Genomic DNA, 13,325 nt, shown 5'->3' with positions numbered 1-13,325 from the left:
GAACGGAACGGGACGACGCCGTGCACCGGCCGGCCGGTGAGCGCCTCGATCTGGCGCAGCCCGGGTTCGAGCAGCCGGGCATCACCGCGGAAACGGTTGATCACCCAGCCGGCGACGAGCGCCTGATCGGCCCGGTCGAGCAGCGCCAGCGTGCCGAACAGGGCGGCGAAGACCCCGCCCTTGTCGATGTCACCGACGACGATCACCGGCAGGTTCGCCGCGCGGGCCAGGCCCATGTTCGCGATGTCGGTGGCTCGCAGGTTGATCTCCGCCGGTGACCCGGCGCCCTCACAGATCACCGCGTCGAAGCGGCTACGCAGGTCGTCGAGGCATTCCAGGACGATCCGCGCCAGCCGTTCCTTATGCGGACGGTAGCCGAGCGCGTCGACCTCGGCGACGGGACGCCCGAGGACGATGAGCTGACTGTGGCGGCCGCCGCCCGGCTTCAGCAGCACCGGGTTCATCGCCGCCTCCGGCTCCACCCCGGCCGCCGCGGCCTGCATCGCCTGCGCCCGGCCGATCTCCGCGCCGTCCGCGGTGACGGCCGAGTTCAGCGCCATGTTCTGCGCCTTGAACGGGGCGACCCGCGCGCCCTCGCGGGCCAGCCACCGGCAGATGCCCGCGGTCAGCACGCTCTTGCCCGCATCCGACGCCGTCCCGGCGACCAGCAGTCCCCCGCTCATCCGCCGCACCGCCCCACCCGCCCGGCGCTGCCCACACGCACAGCCCGGCCCACACGCCCGGCCCGGCCCACCCGGCGCAGGCCGCGGGCCGCCGCGGCCCATCCCACCCCGCCGACCAGCGCCGACGCCGCGAGGCAGACCGCGCCGGCCGCGCCGGACAGCCGGGCGGCGGCGACGACGTCGGCGCCCTGCGGTGGTCGGCCGAAACCCAGCTCGGGCCGGTGCTCGACCCGGTACGGGTAGCGCAGTTCCCCGCCGAGGCGCAGGCCCAGCGCCCCGGCGAACGCGGCCTCGACCATCCCCGCGTTCGGACTCGGATGGGACCGGCCGTCGCGGCGCATCACCCAGAACGCGTCGACGGTGTTGCCCCCGACGACCGGCGCGCACAGGCAGGTCGCGAGCGCGCACAGCCGGGCCGGCAGGAGGTTCACCAGGTCGTCGAGGCGGGCCGCCGCCCACCCGAACCGTTCGTAGCGGTCGCTGTGATGCCCGATCATCGCGTCGAGGGTGTTCACCACCCGGTAGCCGGCCAGCCCCGGCAGCCCGGCGACCGTCCCCCACCACAGCGGCGCGGCCACGGCGTCGCAGGTGTTCTCGGCGATCGACTCGATCGCGCCGCGGGCGATCCCCGCCTCGTCGAGCAGCGACGGGTCCCGCCCGCACAGCGTCGGCAGCCGCGCCCGGGCGGCGGTCAGGTCGCCGGCGAGCAGCTCGGCGCCGAGCCGCCGACCGTGGCGGCGCAGCGACGCCCCACCGAGCACCGCCCAGGTCGCCGCCGCGGTCATCGCGACCGCCGCGCCACTGCGATCCCAGCCGCCGGACCGATCCCAGCCGCCGCGCCGGTCCGGCGTGGACCGCGCCCGCATCGTCCTGGGACGTCCCCATGCGTGTTCGACGGCGGCGGCGGGAACGGCGACGGCGGCCAGCAGCAAGGCGGTGTGCAACGCGCCGGCGGCGCGGCCGTCCCGGTAGAGCAGCCGCTCCAACCGGCCGGCGGCCCGTCCGAACCCGGCGACGGGGTGCAGCCGCGCCGGATCGGCGAGCAGGGCGTCGACGACGGCGCCGAGGATCAGCCCGCCCACCCGTGCCGCCACCCGCCGCCTCCCCGCGCCCTCAGCCATACCCGATCCCACAGCCAGGCCCAATCCCACGCCCATGATCTCGGCGCTCAGACGCTCGTCGCGTAGGCGATGACGCCGCGACGCAGTGCGTCCATCGCGGAGCGGGCGGTGCGGCGCACCCGAGAGTCGTCGGGGGCGACCTTGGCGATCTGGTCAAGCAGGTCGAGCAGTTGGCGCATCCACCGGACGAAGTCGCCGGCGGTCAGCTCCAGCCCGCTGTCGGTGAGGACCCGTTCCAGCGGCCGGCCCACCGCCCAGTCGTGGGCCGCGGGCACGAATCCGAGCTCGGGTGGGCGCAGGAAGCTCAGCCGGTGGCCCTGCTCGGTCGCGGCGAGGCGGGCCGCCAGGCGACCCATCTCGTCCAGGCAGTCGCGCAGCGCCGCGCCGCCGGGCAGCGCCGGGACGCCGACGTCGTCGCCGCGCGGCTCGAAGACCAGGGTGGACACGGCGGCGGCAAGCGCCGGCGGGGTCAGCTCCGCCCAGATGCCGGCGCGCAGGCATTCGGCGACGAGCAGGTCCTGCTCGGAGTAGATGCGTGCGAGCACCCGGCCGGCGTCGGTGACGGTGTCGACGTCGAGGTAGCCGAGCTCCGCCAGCGCCGCGCGGACCCGGTCGAACGTCTTCGTGACCGTGTTCGTGCGGCCCTCGACCTTCCGGGAGATCGCCGTGGTCTCCTTGGCGAGCCAGTTGGCCTGCTCGGCGGAGCGCAGGTGCTCCTCGCGGCGCGGGCAGTCGTGTACCGGGTGGGCGCGCAGGGCGCGACGCAGCCGAGCAAGTTCGGCGTCGTCCGCGGCCGCCGACCGGGCCCGGGCCCGCCGGCCGGGCGGACCGTCGGGGTCGACGTCCGCGGCCCGCAGCGAGGAGGCCAGATCCCGGCGGGACTGCGGCGAGCGCGGGTTGAACGACCGCGGCACCCGGACTCGCCCTAGCGCCTCCACCGCGACCGGGAAGTCGACCAGCGACAGCCGCCGCACCTGCTTGTCCGCGGTCAACACGACGGGGCGGGGCCCCTCGGCGCCGACCGCGTTCGCGTCGGCGTCGAGGACGACGACAAGCCCGCTGCGCCGCCCGGCGGGCACCCGCACGATGTCGCCGGTGCGCAGCCGGCCCAGCGCCGCCGCCGACTCGGCACGTCGGCGCGCCGAGCCCTCCCACGACAGCGCCGCCTCCCGCTCGCGGATGTCGCGCCGGATCCGGTCGTACTCGGCGGCGTCCCCACGCTCGCAGCTCAGCTGCGCGCGCATCTCGTCGATCGCCTCGGTGTTGCGCCGCACCACCCGCGCCAGGCCCACCACGTCCCGGTCGGCCTGGAACTGCGCGAATGACGACTCGAGCACGGCGCGGGCCCGGTCGGCCCCGAGCCGGCCGACGAGGTTCACCGCCATGTTGTAGGAAGGACGGAACGACGAGCGCAGCGGATAGGTGCGGGTGGACGCGAGCCCGGCCAGCGCCAGCGGGTCCAGCCCCGACTGCCACAGCACGACGGCGTGCCCCTCCACGTCGATGCCGCGGCGGCCGGCGCGGCCGGTGAGCTGCGTGTACTCCCCGGGGGTGATGTCGACACGGCTCTCGCCGTTGAACTTCGTCAGCCGTTCCAGGACGACGGTGCGGGCCGGCATGTTGATACCGAGCGCCAGCGTCTCGGTGGCGAACACGACGCGGACCAGTCCCTGGACGAACAGCTCCTCGACGATCTCCTTGAAGGTGGGCAGCATCCCGGCATGGTGGGAGGCGATGCCCCGCTCCAGGCCCTCCATCCACGCCCAGTAGCCGAGGACGCCGAGATCGGACTCGGGGATCCCGGCGGTGCGCTCGCGGACGATCGTCCGGATCCGCTGCTGCTCGGCCGGACCGACCAGGCGCAGCCCGGCGCGCACGCAGGAGGTGACCGCGTCATCGCAGCCGGCCCGGCTGAACACGAACACGATGGCGGGCAGCAGGCCGTCCCGGCCGAGGCGCTCGACGACCTCCGGCCGGCCCGGCACCCACATCCGCCGCCGCGGCCCGGGCCCACCGCGACCCCGGCCGTTGCCGTTGCCGCCGGGTATCGCCCGGCTCTCGTCCCGGGCGAGCCGGACCAGGTCCGGGTTGACCACCCGGCCGGCCACCGTGACCGTCGCACCGCGGGACCCGCCGCCGTTCGCCCGACCACCGCCGCCCGCGCCGTTGCCGCCGACGCGAGCGGCAGGCACCGGCGGCGACCAGGCGCGAGCCTCGTCAGTGACGCGACCCTGCCCGTCGCGGCGCCAGTCCCCGGACCGCCCGCCCGCGCCCGTGCTGGCCGCATCGGCGGAACCGACGGCGGGTGGAGAACCCAAGCCGGGCCGGGCGAGGTCCTGCTCTGACACCGCCCGGGCGATCGCCGCCTCGCCGGGCGGCACCGGCCCGCCAGGGGTGTCCTCGAGGAACAGGTCGTGCAGGGTGCGGTCGGCGAGGACATGCTGCCACAGCGGCACGGGCCGGTGATCGCTGACGATGACCCGGGTGTGCCCGCGGACGGTGACGAGCCACTCGCCGAACTCCTCCGCGTTGCTCACCGTCGCCGACAGCGACACCAGCCGGACGTGCGCCGGCAGGTGGATGATGACCTCTTCCCACACGGCGCCCCGCTGGCGATCGGCGAGGTAGTGCACCTCGTCCATGACCACGTAGGCGAGGTCGGCGAGGTCGCCACCGACCGGGCCGGCGTAGAGCATGTTGCGCAGCACCTCGGTCGTCATGACGACGACCGGCGCAAAGCCGTTGCGGACGGTGTCACCGGTCAGCAGGCCGACCTTGTCCGCGCCGTATCGGGCGACGAGGTCGGTGTACTTTTGGTTGGACAACGCCTTGATCGGCGTCGTGTAGAAGCAGCGCGTTCCCGTGCTCAGGGCGAGGTGGGCGGCGAACTCGCCGACGACCGTCTTGCCCGCTCCCGTGGGCGCCGCGACCAGGACACCTTCGCCGGCCGCCAGCGCCGAGAGCGCCTCAAGCTGGAAGGGGTCGAACCCGAAAGGGAGGCTGGCGGCAAACTCCACGAGAGCCTCAGGCGTGGAGGACACATTGCCACCCTACGGGACGCGGCGTCCCCGCACCGACCGCCACAGCAGCTGACGTCAGGTGATGTCGAGGTGCGACGGATCCCCGGCCAGGGTCGCGGAGCCGGTCCCCGCGCCGACCGGCGACGACGGGGCCGACTCGGCCGGCCGCCCGACGCCGGCCGCGCGAGACGGCGGAGCCTCGTCGAGGTCCAGCGGCGAGGTCTCGTCGTCACCGAGGTCGGCGTACGGGGAGTCGTCACCGCGGCGGGCCTTGCGCCGGTCGTTGATCCAGCCGACGATCAACGCGACCTCGTAGAGGATCACCATCGGAAGGCCCAGCGCCAGCATGGTGAACGGGTCCTGGCTGGGCGTGACGGCGGCGGCGAAGACGAACACGAGGAAGATCTCGGCGCGCCGCCAGGACCGCAGCCGAGCGGTGGTCACGACGCCGGCCAGGTTCAGCATCGTGATGAGCAGCGGCACCTCGAACGAGAGCCCGAAGATCAGCAGCATCGCCTGGACGTAGCTGAGGTACTTGTTACCGTCCAGGACGCTGACCAGGCCGTTGCCACCGAACCCGAGCAGCAGACTCAGGCCGGTGGACAGGGTGTAGTAGGCGAAAAAGGCGCCGGTGGCGAACAGGATCAGCGAGATCGCGACGAACGTGAGCGACCAGCGCCGCTCGTGCCGGTGCAGGCCGGGAGTGATGAACGACCAGAGCTGGTAGAGCCACACCGGGGAGGACCCCACCGCCGCCGCGATCATCGAGATCTTCAGCCGGATGGTGAACGCGTCGAGGATCCCGAAGAAGTACAGCGTGCAGTCCGTCGACGCCGCGCCGTCGGGGCTGAACCGCTTGCTGGCGGGCAGATCGCAGTACGGCGCCTTGAGCCAGTTGAAGATGTGCGGTTCGAGGATGAAGCAGACGACCGCGGCGATCGCGAACCCCAGGAGCGCGATCGCGATCCGGTTCCGCAACTCACGAAGATGCTCCGTGAGTGGCATCCGGCTGTCCTCGACCGTGCGGGTACGCCGCTGGTTCACCGAGGCGAACAACCTCCGCGGCGTGGGGATCCCTGACACGTCGGCGTCTCCTGGTCGGGGGGGCAAGGAAAGGGCGCCGACGACCGGCGCCCACCGGCCGGACGCCGCGACGCCCGGCCGGCACGCGCGGTCAGTGCCGGTCGGCCGCCGGGGCGGAGCCGTTCACCGCGACACCGGGCTGGGCGCCCTGGGCGGGGGCGGCGACCTGAGCCGGCGCCTCGATCGGCAGCGGGGCCGGCTGGACGGCCGGGGCCTGGTGGTCGTCGTCACGCAGGCCCTTGGTCTCGGCCTTGAAGATGCGCAGCGAGCGGCCGAAGGAACGCGCCGCATCGGGGAGCTTCTTCGATCCGAACAGCACCAGCACGACGAGGGCAATGATGATGATCTCGGTGGTGCCCAGGTTTGGCATGGACGGCGTCCTCCGATGAGCGGTACCGGCCCGGTCCCACGACCGGTGCGATCGATGCTACGTCCGCCAGCCTAGGAGGAGATAGACGGCATACGAGTATCTCACAGATGACGGCTGCGCAACGAAGCGGGACTGCAAAACAAATTGCAGCCAACCCGCAACCATTTGCGGGCAAGTTTCCGCGCCGCAACCGGCCAAGATCCCTCACAGCTACCAAGTGGCAGCGCTGCGCCAGCCCAATCGTGACTCGTGGTCACGATCCCAAGGCGCGCCTTCGCCCGCTTTGGATCACACCGAGACCACACCCGAACCCGGCCGGTCACGCCCCCGGTCCGGCCCGGTCGGGCTGGTCAGGAGGTGCGCTCGGCGAGTCGAGAGGTGACCTCGGTATGGTCCAACCGGGCGGAGAGCTCCACGGTGTCGGCGGCGAGGCCCGACACCCGGGTCGACAGCTCGCCGACGGCCCGGCGCACGCCACGCACCTTCTGCCACACCCGCCAGGCGCACAGGGCGAGCAGGACAAGCCCACCGAGGATGAGCACGAGGTAGACGAGCGCCCAGAGCATGCCGATCACCCTACCGTTCGTCGGCCGCGCCGCCGGACGGGGCGTCGAGCCCGTAGGCGGCCAGCACCCGGCGGGCCAGAGCGTGCACCTGCGCGGCGAGAACCAGCGGCTCGACGACCCGCACGTCGGCGCCGAGGCCGAGCACGAGCCGGTGTAGCCAGGAGGTCTCCCGCGCGTGCAGGGTGATCTCCAGACGGCCGCCGGGCAGCTCGCGCACCCCGGTGACCGGGTAATAGTCGGCGACCCAGCGGGCCGGCGAGGCGAGTTCGAGGACGACCCGGACATCGGCGGGGCCGGGCCGGTAGATCCCCTCGCTGGTGTCACGGGACACCGCACCCGGCGGCAGGGCCGCCGGGATGTCGAGCACCTCGACCCCGTCCGGCCCGTCGATGCGGTCCAGCCGGAACAGCCGCACCGCCTCCGCCCGATGGCACCAGCCCTCCAGGTACCAGTGGCCCTCCCGGACCAGCATCCGCATCGGGTCCACGTCCCGTTCGGTCAGCTCGTCGCGGGACCACACCAGGTAGCGCAGGTGCACGCGGCGGCGTTCCCGCACCGCCCGCTGCACCGCCGCGAGCACCTCGGCATGGGTGTCGAGGCTGACCCGCACCTGGCCGGCGACGCTGCCTGCCGCGCCGACCGCCTTCTCCAGCGCCCGGTCGAGCGCCTCCCGCCCGGCGAGACCCGGCACGTCGGCGAGCGCGCGGGCGGCGACGACCAACGCCGTCGCCTCGTCCACCGACAGGCGCAGCGGCCGGTCGAGGGTCTGCGGATCGGCGATGGTGATCCGGTCGCCGGAGTAGCTCAGATCGATCAGGTCGCCCGGCGCCCCGCCGGGCAGCCCACACACGAACAGCAGGTCCAGATCATCGCGCAGCTGCCGCGGGGTGATCCCGAAGGCCTCGGCGGCCGCGGGCAACGGGATGCCGGGATGCGCCCGCAGCCACGGGACGAGGGCGAGCAGCCGGCTCAACCGGTCGGTCGCGGCGCTCATCGCTCATCGCCCGCCGGGGACCGCGGCGGCCTCGCACACACCGGCGGTGCCCGCTGCCGCGGCCCGCAGCCGGGCGACGACGGCCGTGCGCAACTCCGGCGGCTCCAGCACGATCACATCCGGCCCCGACCCGACGATCCAGCGGGCAAACCGCTCGGTGTCGGCGAACTCCATCTCCACCAGGTCCATGTCCGCGGCAGGCGCGGGGCGAGTGGCAGGCGCGGGGCGGGCGTGGCGGCGCAGCGCGTGGCCGGTGCCGTGGCGCACGGCGAGCGTCGCGGTGCGCACCTGGTCCGGCGGGGCCTGGGTGGAGACCATCGCGTGCAGGTCGACGTCGGGCGGAACGCGCACCGCCCCGCCGAGCCCGACCGGCCGCACGGGCCCGGCGAACCGGGACAGCCGGAACACCCGCGGGGCGCCACGGACCACGTCGTGGCCCGCCAGGTACCAGCGGCCCCGCCAGGACAGCACGCCCCACGGCTCGACGTGCCGCTCGGTGACGCCGGTCTCGACCATCTTGCGGTAGGGAAAGCGGATCGCGCGGCCGGCCTGCACCGCGGCGAGGCACGGCTCGAACGCGGGATCCGTCGCGTCGACCCGCGGCTCGAAGCCGTCCAGTGCGCCGAGGCCGCCGTCACCGACCGCGGCGCCGCCGGCGGCCAGCTTGCGCAGGGCGCTCGCCGCCGGCCCGGCCAGCGCCGTCGTCGACCACAGCGCCCCGGCCAGCGCCAGGGCGGCGGCCTCGTCCGGCGCGAGGGCGATGTCGGGCAGGGCATAGTCGCCGCGGCGGATCCGGTAGCCGACCTCGTCGCTGAACGCCGAGTCCGTCCCGGTCTCCAGCGGGATGCCGATCTCGCGCAGGTACGCCTTGTCGCGTTCGAACATCCGCCGGAAGGCTTCCTGCTCCTCCTCCGTGACGCCGGGCTCGTAGCCCTCCACCAGCTCGCCGAGCTGGGACACGGTGATGAAGCGCGATGTCGCCATGAGGCACATCGTCAGGTTCAGCAGGCGCTCCACCCGTCGCCGGGACACAATGTCACACGCTAGTCGAGCTGCGACGCCAAGCCGGCACCGCCCCCACCGGCGACCCGCCACCCGGTCCACCAAACAGGTCCTGGTGGGGATCGGCCGGGGCCAGAAATCCGGCTTCAGGGCCGAAAACCGCGACTACACCTAGGGCTGGACGGTCGCCCCGCCGCCCCCGCCGCCTTGGACGGCGAGCAGGTCGACCACGAACACCAGGGTGTCGTCGGCGAGGATCGTCGGCGGCTGACCAGCCGCCGGCCCGTAGCCGAGGTCGGGCGGGATGACGATCTGCCGGCGACCGCCCACGCGCATCCCGTCGATGCCCCGCCCGAAGCCGGCGATCGTGCTGTCCAACGGGAAGGTCGCGGTCTGGCCGCTGCCCCACGTGGTGTCGAACTCCTTGCCGTTACGCCACAGCACGCCGGAGTACTGGATAACCACGGTGCTGGTGGCCGAGGCACTCGCCCCGCGGCCGGTGACGAGGTCGTTGGTGACCAGCGTGCTCGGCGGGGTGCCCGAGCCGGCGGCGGACAGCGGCTTGCGGGTCAGGTCGGTGGCGTTCTGCACCGCGGGCAGGCGGGGCCCGGCGGTCACGCTGGGCGCCGGCGCTGCGCTGGTGCCGTCGGGGGCGTCCGAGGCGGCGCAGCCCGCGAGGGCCGGGATGACCAGCACGGCGGGCAGCAGCACGCCGACGAGCAGGTACCGGCGGCTGCCGATCCGCGCGGGCAGAGCGCTGACCGTGCGCAGGGCGATCTGGGCGGCGCGGGCACGCCGCGAAGCGGACGTCACAGGGGGCGAATCCTCACATGCTGGCGATGAGCTTGTCGACCCGGTCGTCGACGGAGCGGAACGGGTCCTTGCACAGGACCGTACGCTGCGCCTGATCATTGAGCTTGAGGTGGACCCAGTCGACCGTGAAGTCGCGCCGCTTCTCCTGGGCCCGCTTGATGAACTCGCCGCGCAGCCGGGCGCGGGTGGTCTGCGGCGGGCGGGACTTGGCCTCGAACACGTCGAGATCGCGGGTCACCCGCTCGACGAGGCCGGCCCGTTCCATCCGGTAGTACAGCCCGCGGTCGCGGTGGATGTCGTGGTACTTCAGGTCGAGCTCGGCGACCCGCGGGGAGGCCAGCGACAGCCCGTGCTTGTGCCGGAACCGCTCGATGAGCACGTACTTCGTCACCCAGTCGATCTCCCGGGCGACGAGTTCGAGGTCGTCGGTCTCGATCGCGAGCAGCGTGCGGCCCCACAGGTCGAGCACCCGCTTGGCGACCTCGTCGCCGCCGCGGCGCTCGACGAACTCGACGGCCTTCGAGTAGTACTCCCGCTGGATGTCCAGCGCGCTGACCTCACGACCGTTCGCCAGCTTGATCTTGCGCTGGCAGGTCATGTCGTGGCTGACCTCACGGATCGCCCGGATCGGGTTCTCCAGGGTCATGTCGCGCAGCATGACGCCGGCCTCGATCATGCGCAGCACCAGGTCGGTGGAGCCGAGCTTGAGCAGCATCGTCGTCTCGCTCATGTTCGAGTCGCCGACGATGACGTGCAGCCGACGGAAACGCTCCGCGTCCGCGTGCGGCTCGTCCCGAGTGTTGATGATCGGGCGGGACCGGGTGGTCGCCGACGACACCGACTCCCAGATGTGCTCGGCGCGCTGGGAGACGCAGTAGACCGCCCCGCGCGGGGTCTGCAGCACCTTGCCGGCCCCGCAGAGAATCTGCCGGCTGACCAGGAACGGCACCAGCACGTCGGCGAGCTTGGAGAACTCGCCGTGCCGGCCGACGAGATAGTTCTCGTGGCAGCCGTAGCTGTTGCCGGCGGAGTCCGTGTTGTTCTTGAACAGATGGATGTCGCCGGCGATGCCCTCCTCCCGCAGCCGCCGTTCGGCCTCGACGAGCAGGCCCTCCAAGATCCGTTCACCGGCCTTGTCGTGGGTGACGAGGTCGGGGACGGAGTCGCATTCCGGGGTGGCGTACTCCGGATGACTCCCGACGTCGAGGTAGAGGCGGGCGCCGTTCTTGAGGAACACGTTGCTGCTGCGTCCCCATGACACGACACGACGGAACAGGTACCGCGCCACCTCGTCCGGGGACAGCCGCCGCTGCCCCCGGAACACGCAGGTGACGCCGTACTCGTTCTCCAGTCCGAAGATGCGGCGATCCACGTCTGTGACCCTATGCTCGGATGCCACCCTGGCGTAGCCAGACGCTCGGGCTCGAGGTCACCGGGATTGCGATCCGCCCGCTCCCGCGTCCCCCGCGGGGCCTCTCCCGCGGCCTGGCGGCGGGTCGCCCGGCCGGGTCGGGGGCACCAGCCGGACGCCGCCCGACGGCTCGATCGGCACTGTGCGTTCGAACGGCGAGCGCCACGTCGGCAGTGGCGCCACGACCGGGGCCGATGGCCCGCCGGGCGTGCTGCCCGCCCGCGCCGCCGGGGGCTGGTCGGCCGCCTCGCCGGGCGATGCGGGTCCAGCCGGTCCCGGGGGCGCCCACGCCTCGTCCCCAGCACCCACGCCGGTCCCAGCCGCACCGGATGGGGCTGCGGCCGCCCCCACGCCCGCCGGGACCGTGGCCATGGCCGGGCTTGCCGCCGTCGTGGTCACGCCGGCAGGCTGCCGTTGCGGACCACGGCCCGTCCGGGGGGCCGCACGTGAACCCGGGTACAGCGCCGGGGCGGCGCCGCGCTCGCCCACGAAAGCCAACCAGAGGCCGACCACCAGCCAGACAGCCAGCACGACCACCGGGCGGCCGCCGGCCGCGCCCTCGAAGTAGTTGGTGGAGCGAAGCAGGGTCGCCCCCGCCCCGGGCGGGGCGAACTGGCCGATGTCCCCCCACGGCCGGGGCAGCATCTCCGGCGCGGACTGCGCCGCCGACAGCGCGGCGCCCGCGACCGTCACCAGGACGATGCCGACCAGGCCCGGCGTCCCCGCCACCGCGCCGACGCCTACGACCGGCCCGGCGACCGCCAGGGCCAGCAGGGTCAGCACCGCCATCGTCGCCAGGAAGGAGCCCGGCAGGACGTCGAGCGCGCCCTGCAGCGCCACCGTCCCGGCGAAGCCGCAGAGCACCGCGAGCACCGCGATGCCGGCCAGCCGGACCGCCCGGGAGCGGACCAGCCGGGTCAGCAGCACCCCGGCGGCGGCGATGACGAGCACGAGCGGCAGGTACCCGGCGGCCAGCCCCCCGCCGGCCTGGTCGCGGGGCGCGTTCGCGACCACGTCGACGACCGGGATCTCCAGGCCGGGCATGAACACCCGGATGCCTCGGGTGATCGCCTCAGTCACCGCGGGACTGGCGGCGGAGGCGACCCGCAGCGTCAGCCCATCGTCACCGATGACGATCGCGGCGTAGGCGTCGCGGTCGCGCAGCGCCTGGTCCGCGGCAGCGACAGCCGGCACCGTGTGCACGGTGAGGGCGCCGGGCTCGACCCGGCTGATCTGGTCGGCGAGCGCGGTCGCCGCGGGCGCCGGACCGACGGTGAGGATCGGCAGGTCCCGTGGCCGCAGGCTGGTCACCGACGTCCCGTAGAGCCACACCAGAATCCCCAGCAGCACGGCCATCCCGACCGTGACGGTGCCGGCCCGACGCATCCCGCGCAGGCTCAACGGATCCCGGACCGGGCCCTGCTCCGCCGCGGCACCCGGCCTACCCGCGCCCGCCACCGCGTCGCGACGGACGCCAGCGGCAAGGCCACCGGAAGCATCATCCGAACGGGCGCCGGCCTCCCCCGAACCGGGCATACCGCCCAGACCAGCCCCACCGACCGAACCGGCGACACCGATACCGATACCGACACCGGCCGCAGGCTCGCCCAGCGGGGTGCCCCCGGCGGGGACGGTGCCGTCCAGGGTCGGGAGGACGCTGCCGTCGGCGACATGACGGTGGCCGTGCGCCGGTCGCTGATCCGGCGAGCCGGCGTCGCCAGGGCCATGGTCCTGCGGCGGATAGCCGGGATGGGCATGCCGGCCGGCGCCGGAATCGACGCCGGTCGAGCCCCGGTGGCCCTCGGAACGGTGGTCGTGCGGGTCACCCTTCGGGTCGGGGTCGCCGTCCACCTGCGGGCCGGGCTGGTGGCGCTGTCCGGGCAGGGGGTCGTGGTCGCCCTCCCGGTGCCGGCCGCCGGTCACCACGGGACCGCTTCCCCGGCCACGCCGACCCGCGCCGCGCCCGCCGTACCCCGCGAGTCCGCCGTCGCGCGCGCACTCACCGTCCTGATCGGCAGCGGTCTGCTCACCGCATCCTCCCCTCCGTCCGGCGGAGCCCGCCGGGACGCTACAGGGAGTAGCGTGACGCCTTCACCGAGTCGCGGCAGGTCCGACGGCGTGTCGCGGCACGGCGTTTCGCGGCGGATCCCCCGTCACCCGGCGGTTCCCAGCACCGTCCGGGGGTCCCCGGGGGTCCCCGGGGGTGCCCGGGGGTCGACGCGGTCCTCGCGCGCCCGGCTGCCGCCCGGACGGCAGGTCCGA

Annotated in this window: 11 protein-coding genes; all 11 read right to left on the bottom strand. The window is 73.9% G+C overall.

Features of this window, described 5'->3' with window-relative positions; genetic code table 11:
* The coding region (locus tag G6R25_RS05175; protein WP_163552075.1) for a cobyric acid synthase at positions 1-683 on the bottom strand (683 nt) is incomplete at its 3' end.
* The gene (locus G6R25_RS05170; RefSeq protein WP_163552074.1) at positions 680-1,804 is read right to left on the bottom strand and encodes a cobalamin biosynthesis protein; all 1,125 of its coding nucleotides are present in this window, start codon (positions 1,802-1,804) and stop codon (positions 680-682) included. The genes G6R25_RS05170 and G6R25_RS05175, both read right to left, overlap by 4 nt.
* A 47-nt stretch (positions 1,805-1,851) precedes the next feature.
* Positions 1,852-4,845, bottom strand: a complete 2,994-nt coding sequence (locus tag G6R25_RS05165) for a DEAD/DEAH box helicase (protein WP_163552073.1) — start codon at positions 4,843-4,845, stop codon at positions 1,852-1,854.
* Between the two features lie 54 nt (positions 4,846-4,899).
* Entirely contained in the window at positions 4,900-5,907 is a 1,008-nt protein-coding gene (tatC, locus tag G6R25_RS05160) for a twin-arginine translocase subunit TatC (RefSeq protein WP_163552072.1), read from the bottom strand.
* Between the two features lie 91 nt (positions 5,908-5,998).
* Positions 5,999-6,277, bottom strand: a complete 279-nt coding sequence (tatA, locus tag G6R25_RS05155; RefSeq protein WP_163552071.1) for a Sec-independent protein translocase subunit TatA — start codon at positions 6,275-6,277, stop codon at positions 5,999-6,001.
* A 350-nt stretch (positions 6,278-6,627) separates the two neighbouring features.
* Positions 6,628-6,843 (bottom strand): hypothetical protein, encoded by a 216-nt coding sequence (locus G6R25_RS05150; RefSeq protein WP_163552070.1) that lies wholly within the window; start codon positions 6,841-6,843, stop codon positions 6,628-6,630.
* Between the two features lie 10 nt (positions 6,844-6,853).
* Complete coding sequence (locus G6R25_RS05145) at positions 6,854-7,837, bottom strand: helix-turn-helix transcriptional regulator (protein WP_163552069.1); 984 nt, start codon at positions 7,835-7,837, stop codon at positions 6,854-6,856.
* A 3-nt stretch (positions 7,838-7,840) separates the two neighbouring features.
* Positions 7,841-8,821 carry a helix-turn-helix transcriptional regulator gene (locus G6R25_RS05140; protein WP_235947460.1) on the bottom strand — a complete coding sequence of 327 codons (981 nt, stop codon included), beginning with the start codon at positions 8,819-8,821 and terminating at the stop codon, positions 7,841-7,843.
* Positions 8,822-9,010: 189 nt separating this feature from the next.
* Positions 9,011-9,592, bottom strand: coding sequence for an FKBP-type peptidyl-prolyl cis-trans isomerase (locus tag G6R25_RS05135; RefSeq protein ID WP_419469304.1), 582 nt, complete (start codon positions 9,590-9,592; stop codon positions 9,011-9,013).
* 73 nt (positions 9,593-9,665) lie between these two features.
* Complete coding sequence (gene pafA, locus G6R25_RS05130) at positions 9,666-11,024, bottom strand: Pup--protein ligase (RefSeq protein WP_136447242.1); 1,359 nt, start codon at positions 11,022-11,024, stop codon at positions 9,666-9,668.
* 57 nt (positions 11,025-11,081) lie between these two features.
* Complete coding sequence (locus G6R25_RS24960; protein WP_205446874.1) at positions 11,082-12,986, bottom strand: hypothetical protein; 1,905 nt, start codon at positions 12,984-12,986, stop codon at positions 11,082-11,084.
* Positions 12,987-13,325 lie beyond the last annotated feature (339 nt).

Origin of the sequence: Candidatus Frankia alpina (assembly GCF_902806485.1) — a bacterium.
Taxonomy (GTDB): domain Bacteria; phylum Actinomycetota; class Actinomycetes; order Frankiales; family Frankiaceae; genus Frankia; species Frankia alpina.
This window is presented reverse-complemented; position numbering and strand designations above follow the sequence as displayed.